Consider the following 17,078-nt stretch of genomic DNA (forward strand, 5'->3'; position numbering starts at 1 on the left):
AATGGCGGAAGGCAGCCGGAGTCGAACCTGCCCGGGAACGGATGCCGTCCCCAACCGGGTTTGAAGCCCGGCCGCGCCACCGGGCGCGATTGCCTTCCTTGAAGTCAGTTTCCTGATGCCTGGGCCAGGGCATTGTCGAGCCGCAGATGGCGCTTGTCGCCAAAGCGTCGGGTCAGGCCCAGCCGGTCGAAGTATTCGAGGATCTGGATGCTGCGCTTGCGCCCCAGGCCCACGGCATCGCGAAACGCCGTGACCTGAATCACCGGGTTCTGCGCGGCCAGTTGCACAAGCATAGCCGCCAATCGGCGAATGACTGCTTCGGTGTAGAACAGGTCGCGGACGACCTGATGCACCAGCCCCAGCCTCGCCATTTTTCGCAGCAGCAGGCGCACCGTCACTTCGTCATGGCCAAGGTCGCGCACCCATGGGGCATTGAATCCGGCCTGTTCGAACAACGGTTGCAGCTGTTGCCACAACGCTTCGTCCTCTTCGCTCAAGCGCACCTGATGCTCGGGCAAATGCAGCCACGGCCCGCTGGCCAGCATGGCGCCGCTGGTGAGTAATTCGTCGACCAGGCTGATGAAAGTCGGCCGATCCAAAGATGTCCCGGCGAAGCGCCGCAAGCGATCCCGGTCGGGGCCCATCTGGTCCGGTTCGAGCCGGTGGAAACGAGCCAGATGCCCCAGCAATGGCGCTTTCAGCGCTTCCCAACGGTCAGCGCTGAACAGCAAGGGTCCTTGGCGGGTATCGATCAAACGGATATTGGCGGGCAGGACCCAGGTGTCACGCGGCCGGTTGAACTGACGCTCCAGGCGTCGCGGGTCGAGCCCGGTTTCGCTGTTCAGCAATAACGCAGGCAGCACGTCTTCCAGCGCATTGCGGGTGGCGAGTGCCTGCAGCTGCGCCAATCGCTCGGGACTGCGACGGTGTCGGGTCGGGGCGAACGGGTCGAGTACCTGGCCACCGCCGAGGGTTCGTTGGGCGCTCTGGTCACGCAGAATCAACGGATCGCCCTTCACCGCCTGCACCGGCGCATTCAGCAGGATTTGCGCGAACATCCGTTCACCCGGCGCAACGCTGGCACCTTCCAACAGCGCCACTCGCCCCGTGACATCCTGCGTCCCCAAGTGAACATGCACCGTTTGAAAATGCTCGAACGCCTTGGCTTCGCTGGCCAGCAACCGCATGTCGATGTCCAGGCGCTGGGTCGGTGCGTAGAGCCACTCGGACACCAGCCAGTGGCCACGGTGAATCTGCTCCAGTGCCAAACGCTCGGCACTCAGGTTCAGCGCCACTCGCTGACCCGCAACCCCAATCTCTGCGGCCTGGTTTTGCGCATGCAAGCCACGCACGCGCACGGGTTTGCCCAACGGACCGAGCATCAGCGTATCGCCCACGGCAACCTGCCCGGACAGCGCCGTGCCGGTCACCACGATACCGGCCCCGACCACGCTGAACGCACGATCAATCGCCAGACGAAAACCGCCACGGGTGCTGCGTTGCAGCACATCACGCTGCGCATCCAGCAAGGCCAGACGCAACGTCTCGACGCCCTCCCCGGTCACGCTCGACAGGGCAATCTGCGGCGCGCCGGCATACGGCCCGGGCGCCAGCAAACTTTCGATTTGTTCGCGCACGGCCTGCACGCGGGCCGGATCGACCCGGTCGCATTTGCTGATCGCCACCAGCGCCCGAGGGATGCCCAGCAGTTCGACGATTGCCAGATGTTCGCGGGTCTGGGGCATGACGCCGTCATCCGCTGCCACTACCAGCAATACCAGATCGATGCCCTGGGCTCCGGCCAGCATGTTGTGAGTGAAGCGCTCATGACCTGGTACGTCGATAAAACCGGTCAATGCAGCGCCCGGTTCCAATGCGGCGTAGAGATAACCGAGGTCGATGGTCATGCCGCGTTCGCGTTCTTCCCGGCGACGGTCGCCGGCCTGGCCAGTCAACGCCTGGAGCAACGCCGTCTTGCCGTGGTCGATGTGCCCGGCGGTGCCGACAATCACCCTGGCACCTGCAATTGATCGAGTTGCGCCCGCCAAGCGGCTTCGTCGTCCAGTTGGCGCAGGTCCAGCCACAGCGCGTCGTCGTCAATCCGGCCTAGCACCGGAATGGCCAGCTGACGGAACGCGGCCTCCAGCCCCAGTAAATGCCGGCCGCGCAGGCGTTTACTCACCAACGGGCGCAGGCACAACGCCGCGCTCGGCAGGCGAGCCACCGGTTGGCTGCCGCTGCCGATCATGCCCAGCGCCGCCACTGCGCTGACGCTCCAGCCATCGCCCAAGGCCTGCGCCAATGACGGTTGCAGGCGTTCGGCTTGCGCAAGAATGTCGGCCTGCGGTCGGGTCAGCAGGCGCAGGCTCGGCAGTCGTTCGGCCAGTTGATCGGGATTGCGGTACAGACTCAACACCGCTTCAAGGGCTGCCAGGGTCAGTTTGTCGACCCGCAACGCACGTTTGAGCGGGTTCTTCTTGATCTTCGCGATCAAGTCTTTGCGGCCGACGATCAACCCGGCCTGTGGACCGCCGAGTAACTTGTCGCCGCTGAAGGTGACGATGTCCGCGCCATCGATCAGCGCCTGGCGCACCGTGGGTTCGGCGGGCAAGCCCCAGCGGGTCAGGTCCAGCAGACTGCCGCTACCAAGGTCTTCGAGCAGTGGCAGCCCGTGCTTGTGCGCCAATTCAGCCAACTCGGCCGTCGGCACCCGGGCGGTGAAGCCTTCAATGGCGTAATTGCTCGCATGCACCCGCATCAGCAGACCACTGCGCGGGCCAATCGCCGCCTCGTAATCCCGAGCGTGGGTGCGATTGGTGGTGCCGACTTCGTGCAGTTTGACGCCGGCCCGGGCCATGATGTCGGGAATGCGGAAGGCGCCGCCGATTTCGATCAGCTCGCCCCGGGAAATGATCCCTTCCTTGCGCGCGCCCAGGCTGTTGAGCGTCAGCAGCACGGCAGCGGCGTTATTGTTGACCACGGTCACGGCTTCGGCACCGGTCAGTTCACGGATCAGGCCTTCGATCAGGTCGTCACGGTCGCCGCGCTTGCCGCTTTGCAGGTCGAATTCGAGATTGAGCGGATAGCGAGCGGCCCTTTGCACCGCTTCGATGGCTTCGTCTGGCAATAACGCGCGACCGAGGTTGGTGTGCAGCACCGTGCCGGTCAGGTTGAACACCCGGCGTACCTGGCTGCGATGTTGGAGATCCAGGCGCTCGCCCGCTCTGCCAGCCAAGACTTCGGGGGTGATTTCAACGGCGTCGAGTTGGCTTGACAGAACCGGTTCGCGCAGGTCATCCAGCAACTGCCGCAGGCTGGCCAGCAGCGCGTCACGCCCATAGCGCTCGGTCAATGGCAGGCACGCCGGATGGCGCAGCAAACTGTCGATGGAAGGCAGCCGCAAGGCTGGGCTGGCGGATCTGGCAGGCATCAGGCGCTCCCGCAAACGTTAACTGTCGCGCCTGAGTGTAGCCGTTGTGCTTAATCGCCTCCCGGTGCGAGCAGAAGATTCGGTGCCGGGCGCACGTAACCCTCCTGTTCCAGACGCATGTCCAGCATCAGGCTGGTCAGGTCGGTCGAGAGCGCTTCGGCCTCAGCGTCGTTTTCCAGGTACAGCAGTTTCAGGTAGCTGTGGCAGCCGGGGCAGGTTTCGGCGCGCAGCGGCGCCTGATTGGCGGCATGGCGGTCGTCATCGAGGCTGACGTATTCCAGGCCTTTGCTTTGTTCGCAATACACGCATTTGACCCGCACCACGTGCCATTCGCAGGCACACAACGAGCACACCAGATAACGCAAACCGTTGTGTTTGCCGCGATGGCGAATGACCCCGGCCATGGCCGGCGAACCACAGGCCGGGCATTGGTTGAGGCTGTCGCCGGGTTTGAGCGCAAGCTTCGGCGTGTGCAGCAGCCAATGACTGAACGCGGCCTGCAACGCTGCGCCAAGAAAGGGCACCAGCGCCACCGGCAGCAGCGAATACTGGCCGCTGACCAGTGCGATCGCCCAGGCTTTGCGTTGCCCGCTGTTGGCATTGCGCAAGGACGCGATGGCTTTCTCGACGGCGGAGTCTGGTGGTGGCGAGTACCGCTGCAACAAGGCGTCGAGATACGCCAGCCAGGTGTCTTCGCGCACCAGGCTGTCGGCAGCGAACGGTGGCAGACCGTGTTGCTGGCACATTCGCAGACGCTCGGGATCGAGTGGCGCCAAGTCAGGTGGATTGTCCAACAGGTCCTGCTGAACGCGGCACAGGTCCGCCACCAGCCGCAGGTAATCGGCCAGTGGGTGCCCGTCTGCCAGTTTTTCCAGGCGCAGCGCCCGCAACGCGAACAGGTTGTTCGGTGGCAGGTGCAGGAACGGCGGAGAACCCGCCGCCGCTTCGATCTCTCCAGGCTCAAGAATGGTTGCCAAAGGGCTTATCCTTTTTTGCTGATCGGCCGCTCAGGGTGCTCGTCCCGGGTCACTTCCCGATACCAGAGCTCATGGTGCTTCTTCGCCCAGGCGCGGCTAACCCCGCCATGCACCATGGCGCTGACCGAGCCTTTGATCCAGAGGCCGGCATAGATGTGGACAATGATGCTCAACACCAGCACAAAACCCGCCAACGCGTGAAGCAGCATCGCCCAGCGAATCGAGGTGATGCCGAAGTATTCGCTGAAATACGCACGCCAGATCACCAGCCCGCTGAACAGCAACACCAGCATGCACAGCAGCAAGATCCAGAACAGCAGCTTCTGCCCCGGGTTGTACTTGCCGATCGGCGGCACACCCTCCTCTTCATTGCGGATCACCCGCCCGACGCGCCGGAGCCACAACCGGTCATTGCTGATAAAGAAATTCGCCCGAAAGAACTGGATCACCAGGCCGAGGAACAGCACAAACATCGCCACCCCCAGGAACGGGTGCAGGATACGTGTCCACGGCCCGCCGCCGAACAGGTGGCTGAGCCAGAACAACGCCGGGTGAAAGAGCGCCAGGCCTGACAGCGCGGCCGTGAAAAACAGGATCGCCACCAGCCAGTGATTGGTTCGCTGGTTTGGGGTGTAGCGCAGGATCTGTCTGCGGATCATGGTCTGTCCTCCCCACGCGGATCAAAGGTATGCACCGACGGATCGACTTCATGCGCGGCCGGGTCGTTGAGTGGCGGCAATTCATCTTCTTCAACCACTTGCGGCCCGACGCGCACGTAATGGAAGAACCCGGCCAGCACCGCCAGGCCCATGGCCAGCAAGCCCAAGGGTTTGCTCACGCCTTTCCACAATTCCACCAGCGGGCTGATCGTCGGGCTGCCCGGCAAACCGGCGTACAGCGTCGGCGTGTCGGCGTGATGCAGCACGTACATGACGTGCGTACCGCCCACGCCTTCGGGGTCGTAAAGGCCGGCGTGATCGAAGCCGCGGCTTTTCAGGTCGACGATGCGTTCGGCGGCGTGTTCTTTCATGTCTTCCTTGCTGCCGAACACGATGGCGCCGGTCGGGCAGGTTTTCACGCAGGCCGGTTCCAGCCCCACTTCCACCCGGTCTGAACACAAGGTGCATTTATAGGCCTTGTGATCCTTTTGCGAGATCCGCGGAATGTTGAACGGGCACCCGGTGATGCAATAGCCGCAACCGATGCAATGGTCCTGATCGAAATCGACGATGCCGTTGGCGTGCTTGATGATCGCCCCCGGGCTCGGGCACGCCGCCAGGCAACCCGGCTCGGCGCAGTGCATGCAGCCATCCTTGCGGATCAGCCACTCCAGGTTGCCGGCATCGGTTTCATGCTCGGTGAAGCGCATCAGGGTCCAGGTTTCTGCGCTGAGGTCTTGCGGGTTGTCGTAGGTGCCGAGGTTGTGGCCGACCTCGTCGCGCAACTCGTTCCATTCCGAGCAGGCGACCTGGCAGGCCTTGCAACCGATGCACTTGGTGGTGTCGATCAGCTTGGCCACTTCCTCCTGGTTGCGCACCGAGGACGGCACAGTGGTGGTGGCCGAACGGGCGATGATGTCTTGGCTGGCCATTTAGACTTTCTCCACGTTGACCAGGAATGACTTGGATTCCGGGGTCTGTGTGTTGCCATCGCCGAGGAACGGCACCAGGGTGTTGGTCAGGTAACCGTGGCGCGTGAGGCCGGTAAAGCCCCAGTGCAGCGGGATGCCGATCTGGTGCACCACCTGATTGTTGACCTGCAGCGGACGAATCCGCTTGGTCACCACCGCCACCGCTTCGATGTGCCCGCGCTTGGAACTGACCCGGACCCGGTCGCCGGCGACAATGCCTTTCTCCTTGGCCAGCACTTCACCAATCTCGACGAATTGCTCGGGTTGGGAAATCGCGTTGAGCTTGCAATGCTTGCTCCAGAAGTGGAAATGCTCGGTCAGCCGGTAGCTGGTCGCCGCATACGGATAGTCTTTGGCCACGCCGAGGGAATCCCACACCGAATCGAAGATCCGTGCCGCCGGGTTGCTGGTGGCTTTCTTGTTTTGCGGGTGCAGCGGGTTGATGCCGATCGGCGTCTCGAACGGCTCGTAGTGCTCGGGAAATGGGCCTTCGTTCATCTTGTCGACGGCGAAGAACCGCGCGATGCCTTCGGGGTTCATGATGAACGGATTCATCCCGGCTTCCGGCGGTGAGTCGGCCTTGAAGTCCGGCACATCAGTGCCGCCCCAGGCTTTACCGTTCCACCACACCAGGCGCTTTTTCTCGTCCCACGGCTTGCCTTGCGGGTCGGCCGAAGCGCGGTTGTAGAGAATCCGCCGGTTGGCCGGCCAGGACCAGGCCCAGCCCTGATGTTGGTGCATGCCGTAGGGGTCGCTGTTGTCGCGCCGGGCCATCTGATTGCCCGCCTCGGTCCAGCTGCCGCAGAAAATCCAGCAGCCGCACGCCGTGCTGCCGTCGTCCTTGAGCTGGCCAAACCCGGCCAGTTGCGCATTCGCCTTGATCGTCGCGCCCGTGGCGTCGGTGTAGTCGGTGACGGCCGTGCCGTTGATTTCTCGCGCCAGTTCTTCCGGCGAGGGTTCGTCGGCGATCTTGTACGGCCACGACAGTTTGAGGACCGGGTCGGGATAAGCCCCGCCCTTGGCTTGATAGCGCTGGCGCAGACGCAGGAACAGTTCGCTCATGATCTGCACGTCGGTGCGCGCCTCGCCCGGGCCATCGGCGCCTTTCCAGTGCCATTGCAGCCAGCGGCTGCTGTTGACCAGCGAGCCGTCCTCCTCGGCGAAACAGGTGGTGGGCAGGCGAATCACTTCGGTCTGGATGCCGGCGGTTTCCACATCGTTGTACGGCCCGACATTGCGCCAGAACTCCGAGGTTTCAGTGGACAGCGGGTCCATCACCACCAGCCATTTGAGCTTGGCCAGGGCCGCCATGACGCGATTCTTGTCAGGCAGCGCCGCGATGGGGTTGAACCCCTGGCACATATAGCCGTTGACCTTGCCCTGGCCCATCAGGTCGAACACTTTGAGGATGTCGTAGTTGGGAATGTCCAGTTTCGGCAAATAGTCGTAAGCCCAGTTGTTCTCCAGCGTGGCGTTGTCGCGGTACCAGGCCTTCATCAGGCTGACGTGGAATTTGCTGTAGTTCTGCCAGTAGGACAGCTGCCCCGGACGCAACGGCATTTGCGTGCGCTTGGTGATGTAGGCGGTGTAATCCTGCTCGGCGTCGTTCGGCAGGGTCAGGTAGCCCGGCAGTGCGTTGGACAGTAAGCCGAGGTCGGTCAAGCCCTGGATGTTGGAGTGCCCGCGCAAGGCATTGACGCCCCCGCCCGGCATGCCGACGTTGCCTAACAGCAGTTGCACCATCGCCGCGCTGCGGATGATTTGCGAACCGATCGAGTGCTGGGTCCAGCCCAGCGCGTAGAGAATCGTCATGGTCTTGCCCGGTTGCGAGCAGGTGGCGATTTCTTCCCAGATCTGATGCATGGCATCAACCGGCATCCCGCAAATCTGGCTCGCCAGTTCGATGTTGTAGCGGCTGTAATGCTGCTTCATCAGCTGGTACACGCAGTGCGGGTCTTGCAGGCTCGGGTCGGTTTTGACGAAACCGTCCGGGCCCAATTCGTACCCCCAGCCGGATTTGTCGGTATACACACGTTTGGCCGCGTCGTAACCGCTGAAGATGCCGTCCTCGAAGCCGTACCCCGCTTTGACGATAAACGACACGTCGGTGTAGTTGCGCACGTATTCGTGCTGGATTTTGTCCTCGTTCAGCAGGTAATTGATCAACCCGCCCATGAACGCGATGTCGGTGCCGGTGCGAATCGGCGCGTAATAGTCGGCCACCGAGGCGGTCCGGGTAAAACGCGGATCGACCACGATCAAGCGCGCCTTGTTGTGCGCCTTGGCTTCGGTCACCCATTTGAAACCGCACGGGTGCGCTTCTGCTGCGTTGCCGCCCATCACCAGGATCAGATTCGCGTTGGCGATATCGGTCCAGTGATTGGTCATGGCACCACGGCCGTACGTCGGGGCAAGACTTGCCACCGTCGGGCCGTGTCAGACACGCGCCTGGTTATCAAACCCCAGCATGCCGAGACTGCGAATGACCTTGTGGGTGATATAACCCGCTTCGTTGGACGCCGCCGAGGCCGCGAGAAAACCGGTAGTCAGCCAGCGGTTCACCGTTTGGCCTTTGTCGTTCTTCTCGATGAAGTTGGCGTCGCGGTCGGCCTTCATCAGGTCGGCAACGCGATCCAGTGCCTCATCCCAGGAGATGCGCGTCCACTCGGTGCTGCCGGGTTTGCGCACCTGCGGATATTGCAGACGCCCGGGGCTGTGAATGAAGTCCAGCAGGCCGGCGCCTTTGGGGCACAGGGTGCCGCGGTTGACCGGGTGGTCTGCGTCGCCTTCGATGTGGATGATGCTTTGCGCGACGTTTTTGGCGTTATCGCCCTGGCTGTACATGATCAACCCGCAGCCGACCGAGCAGTACGGGCAGGTGTTGCGGGTTTCATGGGTGTGGGCGAGTTTGAAATGGCGTACCTGCTCGGCAAAGGCAGGCGTGGGCAGCATGCCCAGCGCGCCGAGGCTCGAGCCCGCAAGGCCGATACCGGCGACCTTGAAGAACTGACGACGGTTGAGGTCCATCGTGCACTCCTGATCAGGTGGAGACCCGGTACTTTTGCCGGGTTTTTCTGGACGATCACGGTGCCGGCAGCGTGGCTACCGACACTTTGAACTCTAGACAATGGGAGAACTGACTGCCTGAAAACCGACCATCGGGCAGTGCCCAAATGCCAGCCATCACGCATAACCCTGTGGGAGCGAGCCTGCTCGCGATAGCGGTGGGTCAGTTTGCCTGGATGTCGAATGAGCTGACGCCATCGCGAGCAGGCTCGCTCCCACAGGGGTTTGTGTTGTTTGGGCGATTACCGTCTCGCTCCCGCAGGGGCTTGGCGTTTATCATGGCGCCACGTTCAACCCCGCTTTTTATGAGACTGAGCATGACCTTCGATTTTGATCAGGTGTTCGACCGCCACAACACCGGCAGTACCAAGTGGAGCCGCTACCCGGCCGACGTGTTGCCGATGTGGGTCGCCGACATGGACTTCGCCGCGCCGACGGTCATCCTTGAAGCCCTGCGTAAACGTCTGGAACACCCGATGGTCGGCTACAGCGTGCCTCAGGACGATTTGCGCGCTGCCATCGTCGCCGACCTCTGGAACAAATACGCCTGGCGCGTCTTGCCGGAGGAACTGATCTTCCTGCCGGGTGTGGAGTCGGGTTTCAACATGGCCCTGAAGGCGCTGATCGAGCCGCAACAAAACGTCGTGGTCCAGGTGCCGAACTACCCGCCGCTGCGTCATGCGCCAGGTCATTGGGGCTTGAACAAGGTTGAACTGGAATTCGACGCGCTGGCCGATGGCACGTACAACACGCCGCTTGCGGCCTTGAGCCAGGCACTGACCGGCGGCGGCGCGCTGTTGCTGAGCAACCCGCACAATCCGCTGGGCAAGGTTTTTCCGCGGGAAGAACTGCAAGCGCTGGCGGACATTTGCCTGGAACACAACGCGTGGATCATCTCCGACGAAATCCACGCCGAGTTGTGCTTCGACGGGCGCGTGCACATTCCCACGGCATCGCTCAGCCCGCAGATCGCCCAGCGCACCATCACCTTGATGTCGGCGAGCAAGGCTTACAACATTGCCGGTCTTAAAACCTCCTTCATGATTATTCAAGACTCGGCGGTGCGTGCGCGGGTCAATCATGCCCGTTGTGGCATGGTCGACAGCGTCAACCCGCTGGGAATGGAAGCCACTCGCGTTGCCTACAGCGAAGGCGGCCCGTGGCTGGCCGGGTTGACGGCGTACCTGCAAGACAATCGGGATTACCTGGTGGAAGCGGTTCGCACGCGTTTGCCGGGCGTGACGATGAACATCCCGCAGGGGACGTATCTGGCATGGCTCGATTGCTCAGCCCTGGGGCTGGACAATCCGCAGCAGTTCTTCCTCGACCAGGCCAAGGTCGGCCTCAGCCCCGGCCTGGATTTCGGCGACAACAACCGCCAGTTCGTGCGCCTGAACTTCGGTTGCCCACGGGCATTGCTCGAAGAAGGCTTGGCACGCATGGCGCGTAGTTTGCTCAACCTCAAGGCCTGACAACACGACAAATCCCCCTGTAGGAGCGAAGCTTGCTCGCGAAGGCGGTGTGCCAGTTGACACATGTATGACTGACACACCGCCTTCGCGAGCAAGCTTCGCTCCTACAAGGGATTTGCCTGGATTCGGGGTTTTGTGCACACACCTGAATCCAACCGAACTCAAGGCAAAACACCAGGGTCAACCCTTTGAATCCTGTGCCCCGAGATCGGAGATTTGCCATGACTGATTACTCAAGACCACCCTTCCCCAAACAAGGCCAGCCTGTCCCCGGCTCCCAAAAGAAAATGGACCCGTATCCAGACTGCGGCGAAAAAAGCTACCAAGGCTCGGGCCGGCTGGATGGCAAGATTGCCCTGATCACCGGGTCGGACAGCGGCATCGGCCGTGCGGTCGCCATCGCCTTCGCCCGTGAAGGCGCCGATGTCGCGATTGCCTACCTCAATGAACATGAAGACGCGCAGGAAACCGCACGTTGGGTCGAACAGGCCGGACGCCAATGCGTGCTGCTGCCCGGCGACATCGCGCAGAAAGCGCAATGCCAGGCCCTGGTGGACAAGACAGTCGAGCGCTTCGGGCGGATCGACATTCTGGTCAACAACGCGGCCTTCCAGATGACGCACGAACACTTCGAAGACATCCCGGACGAAGAATGGGTGATGACCTTCGACGTCAACATCACCGCCATGTTCAGGATCTGCCAGGCCGCGCTCAAGCACATGAAGGCCGGCAGTTCGATCATCAACACCAGTTCGGTCAACTCGGACATGCCCAAACCCACCCTCCTGGCCTACGCCACGACCAAGGGTGCCATCGCCAACTTCACCGGTGGCCTGGCGCAGATGCTCGGGCCGAAAAACATTCGGGTGAACAGCGTGGCGCCGGGGCCGATCTGGACACCGCTGATCGTCTCGACCATGCCCGATGAAGAGGTGCAGAACTTCGGCGCGCACACCCCGCTGGGCCGGCCGGGCCAACCGGTGGAAGTGGCGCCGATTTACGTGCTGCTGGCGTCGGACGAGGCCAGCTACATCACCGGCCAGCGCTACGGCGTGACCGGCGGTAAACCGATGTTGTGACCGCCCGCTGTAATAGCAGCTGCCTTGTGGCGAGGGGCTTGCCCCCCTCGCCACACGCTGCGCCAACGGCTACACGTCATTCCGCGAAGTCGCGAAAAAATGAACCCCTGACAAATCTCTCCCCTCAATACGTTTAGGCCCCCATCACGGGCCGTTCGAGGAGGTCGTCATGTCCGCACCTATCGTCAAACTGTTCACCCAGCCCAATTTCGCCTGGACGGATATTCGCCGGGAGGAGGAAGCACATCCGCGCCATTACCTCGCGCATTTGCTGCTGCTCGCCTTGATCCCCGCCGTCTGCCTGTTCATCGGCACCACCTATGTCGGCTGGAGCCTGGCCGAGAACGAAACCGTCAAACTCAGTACCCAAAGTGCGTTGCAACTCTGCGTGCTGCTGTACGTCACCATCATCGCCGGCGTGGCGTTGATGGGGGGATTCATCCGCTGGATGTCGCGCACCTTCGACGCGCGTCCGACCATCAATCAATGCATCGGTTTTGCGGCGTATACCGCGACGCCGTTTTTCCTGGCGGGGATTGCCGGGCTGTACCCGAGTCGCTGGCTGGCAATCATTGTGTTGATGGCTGCTTCGGCTTATTCAACGTTTTTGCTGTTCGTCGGCTTGCCGACGTTCATGCACGAGCGCAAGGAACAAGGCCTGCTGAATGCGGCGTGCGTCTGGGGCGTCGGGCTCCTGGTATTGGTGACTATTCTGGTAGAGATGATTCTGCTGTGGTTCAACGTGCTGACCCCTGAATACCTGCGCGCCACGGTCGGTTGATCCGCAGAGGCCAACAAACGCGATCCACCCCCAGCGAGAACCGAGCATGAGTTTCATTTTATGGGTGGCCGTGTTGGGTGCTGTACTCCTGACGCTGGCGCTGACCTCGTCCTACCTGCGATGGATGCCAGTGACCACGTCGGCGGTGTGCCTGGTGCTGGGCGCCGCCATCGGCCCGGCCGGGTTCGGGCTGTTGAAACTGGACACCGCTGACGCTTCGATCTGGATGGAGCACCTGACGGAAGTCGCGGTGATCTTTTCTCTGTTTGTCTGCGGCCTGAAATTGCGCTCGCCCCTCAAGCATAAAAACTGGCGGATTGCGGTCGGCCTGGCCGGCCCGGTGATGCTGCTGACCATTGTCGGCGTCTGCTTGTTGCTGCATTACGCATTGCAATTGTCATGGGGCGCGTCAGTGCTGATCGGCTCGATCCTGGCCCCCACCGATCCGGTGCTCGCCGCGCTGGTCCAGGTCAACGACGCGCGGGATGACGACAGCGTGCGCTTCGGCCTCTCCGGTGAGGCCGGGCTCAATGACGGGATCGCGTTTCCGTTCGTGATCCTTGGCCTGCTCCTGCTGCAACACGAGGGTAACCCCGGCTGGTTGGGCGACTGGGTGCTGCGCAGTCTGATCTGGGCGGTTCCGGCCGGTTTTCTGACGGGGTACTGGATGGGACGCGGCATCGGGCGCCTGACCTTGGCGCTGCGGATCAAGAACGATGACAGCACGCTGTCTCCGAACGATTACCTGGCCCTTGCTTTGATTGCCCTGGCGTATGTCGGGGCCGAGTCTATCCACGCCTATGGGTTTCTGTCGGTGTTCGCCGCCGGCCTCGGATTGCGCCAGGAAGAAGTCAGCTCCACGGGCAACGACGAAACCCCTGCCGAGCATCTGGTCCAGCCGGTGGTCGGTCACCAGAACGTCGAACCACAACACGCGGTGCATGGCGATACCGACAACCTTGAAGACACCCAGGTCGCCGCGGGCATCATGATGGGTGACATGCTCGCCTTTGGCAGCCTCGTGGAGCGGGCCATGGAAGTGTTTCTGGTGACACTGCTCGGCGTCGTGCTGATCGCTCACTGGGACTGGCGCGCCCTGCTGGTCGGCGGGGTGTTGTTTTTTCTGGTTCGCCCTTTGAGTGTCGCCGTGATGCCGTGGGGCCGATTGCTCGATTGGCGCCAGCGAATGTTGATCGGCTGGTTTGGCATCCGTGGCATCGGCAGCCTGTATTACTTGTTCTACGCCTTGAATCACGGGCTGGGTCAGTCGGTGTCGACGCTGTGCATGGACCTGACCTTGTCCGTGGTCGCGTTGAGCATTTTGATCCACGGCATCAGCACGCAACCCACCCTCGCCCGTTATAAACGGCGCAAGAAACGAATTATTTGATTTTTACCTGCGTGTTTACGGGTTGAATCAAACGAATTTTCGCCTCGAAAAATTTGAAATCCCTGTGCAACTCGAAAGTCACAACCTTAATTCCGCCTGTTTTCTTTTATACGGCGGAACTCGACAGGTTCGGTTCCACTGTGGCAACGATGCCTATTAAAAGGGACCTCGAAAAAAGTAAGGTGCCGGTCATGGTTCACTATTCAACTCCCGATCAAATCAAAGCCTGCCGGGCGTTTGCCCTGGAATGCAATCGCCAGATGTTCGAAGACGCCCAGGCGTTGAGCCGAAGCGCTTTCGAGATGCTTGAGGACGGCGACATGGACCTGGAACGGTTCGAACGTTACAGGGTGATGCGCAGGAAGGCTGATTTGAAGTTTCAGGAAGCGATTGAGCACCTGCGTTTGCTCAACGCGGACTTCCCGCCGATCCCTATGTCAGTGAATAACTCCCACCGGTTGCGCCAGCAGCTTGAAGACCGGGTTTGAGCCGCTGCCCGTCAGCCACAGCCGTTCAAGAGCCCGGCAGAGCCGGGCTTTTTCCTGCCTGACAGGCGGGCCTTACATCACCGGTATCGCCTCCGTTTCCACACGCTCTGCCAGCGGAACATCGCTTGAGCCTGGCGTCAGAATGACCTTGCGGCACTGTTCCTGTTTCTTGTCGAAGAGTTTGTAACCCTCGGCAGCCTGTTCCAATGACAGACGATGGCTAATGATCGCCTCCGGTTGCAGTCGTCCGGTTTCGATATGCCCCAGCAGTTCCGGCAAATACCGCTGCACATGAGTCTGGCCCATCTTGAACGTCAGGCCTTTGTCGAAGGCATCGCCGAACAGGAAACCGTGGATGAACCCGGAATAGACTCCGGGAACGCTCACGACGCCACCCCGGCGAACCGCCCCGATGCACTGACGCAGCGCTTTGCCGCTACTGCCCTCCAGTTTCAAGGTGGCCAGCACGGTTTCGGTGGTGCTGCCCTTGGCTTCGAAACCCACCGCATCGACCACCCCATCCACCCCGCGCCTGCCCGCTGTCTGGCGGATGATCGTGTCGGCCGGGTCATCATCGTCATCAAAATTGATCGGAATCACCCCATAGGTGTGCTGCGCATAGGCCAGCCGATAGTCGTGATGATCGACCATGAAGATTTGCTCGGCACCGAGCATTCTGGCGCACGCCGCGCTTAACAGTCCGACCGGGCCGGCGCCATAAATGGCAATGCTTGAGCCCGGTCCGATGCCGGTGTTCATAACAGCCTGCCAGGCGGTGGGTAAGATGTCCGAGAGGAAAAGCACCTGCTCATCCGCGAGCGTTCCCGGAACCTTGAAGGGGCCGGTGTTGGCTTTCGGCACTCTGACCAGCTCGGCCTGTCCGCCCGGGATGCCGCCGTAGAGTTTACTGAAACCGAATAACGCCGCCGGTGGTGGAATGGCTTTCTTGTTAACGATCGCGCCCCGGCCCGAGTTGGTGGTTTCACAACTGGCGAACAAGTCCATCTGGCAGAAGAAACACTCACCACAGGCAATCACGAACGGGACCACCACGCGGTCGCCGCGCTGTACGGCGGTGACCGCGGAGCCGGTTTCCTCGACGATGCCCATGAACTCGTGACCAAAGATATCGCCATGCTCAACCGTCGGTATCTTGCCTCGATAAAGGTGCAGATCCGAACCGCAGATCGCCGTTGCAGTGACCCGCAAAATAATGTCGTCGGCGGCTTCGATGTTTGGATCGGGAACGGTTTCTACCCTGACGTCGTGAGCTCCGTGATAGGTCATTGCGCGCATGGCTGCATCCTCGCGGGTTAATAAAGACAGCGTTTGTCTGTATTAAGGGAGGGCGATGGAGGACCGAGTTCAGTTCTGTCCGAGGCGAATCTGATCGACGGTATGGCCTCGAAAATTCACATTTTTCGACGAGTGAATTCGCGCCGCGAACTGCATGAGTCAATTTCCAGACTCATGCAGCCTGCACGACCTCAATTCGCCATCAGAGCTTCTAACTAATTGTTTTATATGGTGTTAAACATGGCGGTGAAATCGGCACGACAAATGCTCCCAGTGTAAAGGCGACCTACGGCCATGAGACCGTTTGCGCCTATTCCGTGACTATTTGAGAGATTCGACCATGAACGCCATCGACCTGTTGAAAGCCGACCATGAACGCGTAAAAGTCATCCTGACTCAGTTAAGCGAGTCCACCGAACGGGGTGTCAAAAAACGCACCGAGTTGCTGGCCAAGCTCGAAATGGAGATCACCATCCATACCCGGCTCGAAGAAGAAGTCTTGTACCCGGCGTACAAAAAAGCCGGTGGCAAGGAACAGGACGTTATGTACTACGAAGCCAAGGAAGAACACCGCACCGTGGATTCCCTGGTACTGCCGGACCTGAAAGTCACTGATCCTTCCACCCCGGAATTCGCGGGTCGGGTGAAAGTGGTCAAGGAGCTGCTGGAACACCACATCGAAGAAGAGGAAACCGAAATGTTCCCTCAGGCGAAAAAGCTGCTGGGCAAGGCCACCCTGGAAGAGTTGGGCGCGCAGATGGAAACGCTTAAGGCTCAGTACAAGAAAGAAATGAGCGCGTCCAATCTGGCGGCTTGATTTGGTAGTCGATGTCAGAGAGCCCGGCAAATGCCGGGCTTTTTAGTCTGCGATTCAGCCACCGGGATTGGTGACCTGGATGTAAACCGCATAAGTGCCCAGCAACACCCAGAACGTCGCGAAAATCCACGGCGTACGCACGGAAAACAGCAGCGATTTGCGGTAGCCCTTGTGGGACGATTCCATCTCACTGAACAGCGGGGATTCATCGTACGCCAGCCCCATCAATGGCTCGCTGCGCAACAGCTCACTTTGCTTGAAGTGCCAGTGGTCGATGATGTCGTAGGCCGCACGAATGCCCGGCCAGGCGTTCAGCGAGCTCAGTAAACCCAGCAGCGCGAGGAACGGCGGCACCACCAGGGTGAAGAGTTTTCCCCATTCGGGATTGAGGTTGGCCATGCAGGAAGCAAAGGCAATCACCAGGAACGACTGCGCGGCCAGGTAAGCGTCGGTTCGATTGGCGAGGATGCTGGTTTCGTACTGGATTTCCCGACGGTAGAAATCCAGCCGCTCCTTGGGCGAGCCGAACATCTTGGCATTGTGCTCAGTCAAGACTTCTTCGGCAGTGTGTTCGGTCAGTATTCTGGGCACGGGAATTACACAAGGACTGGGTAAGCGTTATGACGAAACCTGCCCGGGCAAAGTTCAGCCG

The 17,078-nt window shown here is 61.0% G+C and carries 14 protein-coding genes and 1 tRNA gene; 6 read left to right on the forward strand and 9 right to left on the reverse strand.

Going from position 1 to position 17,078, the window contains the following annotated elements; translation table 11 throughout:
* Positions 1-2: 2 nt before the first annotated feature.
* From RHP74_RS15380 to fdnG, 7 genes are all read right to left on the reverse strand, one after another.
* Positions 3-98 (reverse strand) — tRNA-Sec (locus RHP74_RS15380).
* Positions 99-104: 6 nt separating this feature from the next.
* Positions 105-2,012, reverse strand: a complete 1,908-nt coding sequence (gene selB / locus RHP74_RS15385; RefSeq protein WP_311100344.1) for a selenocysteine-specific translation elongation factor — start codon at positions 2,010-2,012, stop codon at positions 105-107.
* Positions 2,009-3,430 carry an L-seryl-tRNA(Sec) selenium transferase gene (gene selA, locus RHP74_RS15390; RefSeq protein ID WP_154504695.1) on the reverse strand — a complete coding sequence of 474 codons (1,422 nt, stop codon included), beginning with the start codon at positions 3,428-3,430 and terminating at the stop codon, positions 2,009-2,011. The genes selB and selA overlap by 4 nt, the downstream gene beginning before the upstream one ends.
* 50 nt (positions 3,431-3,480) lie before the next feature.
* Positions 3,481-4,407 (reverse strand): formate dehydrogenase accessory protein FdhE, encoded by a 927-nt coding sequence (gene fdhE, locus RHP74_RS15395; RefSeq protein ID WP_311100347.1) that lies wholly within the window; start codon positions 4,405-4,407, stop codon positions 3,481-3,483.
* 5 nt (positions 4,408-4,412) lie between these two features.
* On the reverse strand, positions 4,413-5,066 hold the full coding sequence (locus tag RHP74_RS15400) for a formate dehydrogenase subunit gamma (RefSeq protein ID WP_010460348.1): 654 nt from the start codon (positions 5,064-5,066) through the stop codon (positions 4,413-4,415).
* On the reverse strand, positions 5,063-5,998 hold the full coding sequence (gene fdxH, locus RHP74_RS15405) for a formate dehydrogenase subunit beta (protein WP_311100349.1): 936 nt from the start codon (positions 5,996-5,998) through the stop codon (positions 5,063-5,065). Before fdxH ends, RHP74_RS15400 begins: the two co-directional genes overlap by 4 nt.
* Entirely contained in the window at positions 5,999-9,064 is a 3,066-nt protein-coding gene (gene fdnG, locus RHP74_RS15410) for a formate dehydrogenase-N subunit alpha (RefSeq protein WP_311100351.1), read from the reverse strand.
* A 356-nt stretch (positions 9,065-9,420) separates the two neighbouring features.
* On the opposite strand from fdnG, the gene RHP74_RS15415 reads away from it, so the two are divergent.
* The 5 genes from RHP74_RS15415 to RHP74_RS15435 all read left to right on the forward strand — a co-directional run bounded on the left by RHP74_RS15415 (position 9,421) and on the right by RHP74_RS15435 (position 14,313).
* On the forward strand, positions 9,421-10,575 hold the full coding sequence (locus tag RHP74_RS15415) for a PatB family C-S lyase (RefSeq protein WP_311100353.1): 1,155 nt from the start codon (positions 9,421-9,423) through the stop codon (positions 10,573-10,575).
* A 221-nt stretch (positions 10,576-10,796) separates the two neighbouring features.
* Positions 10,797-11,654: an SDR family oxidoreductase gene (locus RHP74_RS15420; protein WP_311100355.1), complete on the forward strand. Its 858-nt coding sequence runs from the start codon at positions 10,797-10,799 to the stop codon at positions 11,652-11,654.
* A gap of 169 nt (positions 11,655-11,823) precedes the next feature.
* Positions 11,824-12,435, forward strand: coding sequence for a Yip1 family protein (locus tag RHP74_RS15425; protein WP_010460359.1), 612 nt, complete (start codon positions 11,824-11,826; stop codon positions 12,433-12,435).
* Positions 12,436-12,481: 46 nt separating this feature from the next.
* Complete coding sequence (locus RHP74_RS15430) at positions 12,482-13,825, forward strand: sodium:proton antiporter (RefSeq protein ID WP_311100358.1); 1,344 nt, start codon at positions 12,482-12,484, stop codon at positions 13,823-13,825.
* Between the two features lie 191 nt (positions 13,826-14,016).
* Complete coding sequence (locus RHP74_RS15435; RefSeq protein WP_311100360.1) at positions 14,017-14,313, forward strand: hypothetical protein; 297 nt, start codon at positions 14,017-14,019, stop codon at positions 14,311-14,313.
* Between the two features lie 72 nt (positions 14,314-14,385).
* Here RHP74_RS15435 and RHP74_RS15440 read toward each other — a convergent pair whose 3' ends face one another.
* Positions 14,386-15,609 (reverse strand): zinc-dependent alcohol dehydrogenase, encoded by a 1,224-nt coding sequence (locus RHP74_RS15440; RefSeq protein ID WP_311100362.1) that lies wholly within the window; start codon positions 15,607-15,609, stop codon positions 14,386-14,388.
* A 340-nt stretch (positions 15,610-15,949) separates the two neighbouring features.
* Here RHP74_RS15440 and RHP74_RS15445 point away from each other — a divergent pair, with 340 nt between their 5' ends.
* Positions 15,950-16,426: a hemerythrin domain-containing protein gene (locus tag RHP74_RS15445; protein ID WP_145307579.1), complete on the forward strand. Its 477-nt coding sequence runs from the start codon at positions 15,950-15,952 to the stop codon at positions 16,424-16,426.
* 54 nt (positions 16,427-16,480) lie between these two features.
* Here RHP74_RS15445 and RHP74_RS15450 read toward each other — a convergent pair whose 3' ends face one another.
* The gene (locus RHP74_RS15450) at positions 16,481-17,017 is read right to left on the reverse strand and encodes a hypothetical protein (protein WP_077748489.1); all 537 of its coding nucleotides are present in this window, start codon (positions 17,015-17,017) and stop codon (positions 16,481-16,483) included.
* Between the last annotated feature and the right edge of the window lie 61 nt (positions 17,018-17,078).

This window comes from Pseudomonas sp. SG20052, from assembly GCF_031766055.1.
Classification (GTDB): domain Bacteria; phylum Pseudomonadota; class Gammaproteobacteria; order Pseudomonadales; family Pseudomonadaceae; genus Aquipseudomonas; species Aquipseudomonas mandelii.

Excerpts from the sequence above, each read along its gene's own strand:
- RHP74_RS15425 (WP_010460359.1), top strand. The coding sequence starts at position 11,824 with ATGTCCGCACCTATCGTCAAACTGTTCACCCAGCCCAATTTCGCCTGG.
- fdxH (WP_311100349.1), bottom strand. The coding sequence starts at position 5,998 with ATGGCCAGCCAAGACATCATCGCCCGTTCGGCCACCACCACTGTGCCG.
- RHP74_RS15420 (WP_311100355.1), top strand. The coding sequence starts at position 10,797 with ATGACTGATTACTCAAGACCACCCTTCCCCAAACAAGGCCAGCCTGTC.
- RHP74_RS15440 (WP_311100362.1), bottom strand. The coding sequence starts at position 15,609 with ATGCGCGCAATGACCTATCACGGAGCTCACGACGTCAGGGTAGAAACC.
- RHP74_RS15445 (WP_145307579.1), top strand. The coding sequence starts at position 15,950 with ATGAACGCCATCGACCTGTTGAAAGCCGACCATGAACGCGTAAAAGTC.
- RHP74_RS15435 (WP_311100360.1), top strand. The coding sequence starts at position 14,017 with ATGGTTCACTATTCAACTCCCGATCAAATCAAAGCCTGCCGGGCGTTT.
- RHP74_RS15415 (WP_311100353.1), top strand. The coding sequence starts at position 9,421 with ATGACCTTCGATTTTGATCAGGTGTTCGACCGCCACAACACCGGCAGT.
- RHP74_RS15430 (WP_311100358.1), top strand. The coding sequence starts at position 12,482 with ATGAGTTTCATTTTATGGGTGGCCGTGTTGGGTGCTGTACTCCTGACG.
- selA (WP_154504695.1), bottom strand. The coding sequence starts at position 3,430 with ATGCCTGCCAGATCCGCCAGCCCAGCCTTGCGGCTGCCTTCCATCGAC.
- RHP74_RS15400 (WP_010460348.1), bottom strand. The coding sequence starts at position 5,066 with ATGATCCGCAGACAGATCCTGCGCTACACCCCAAACCAGCGAACCAAT.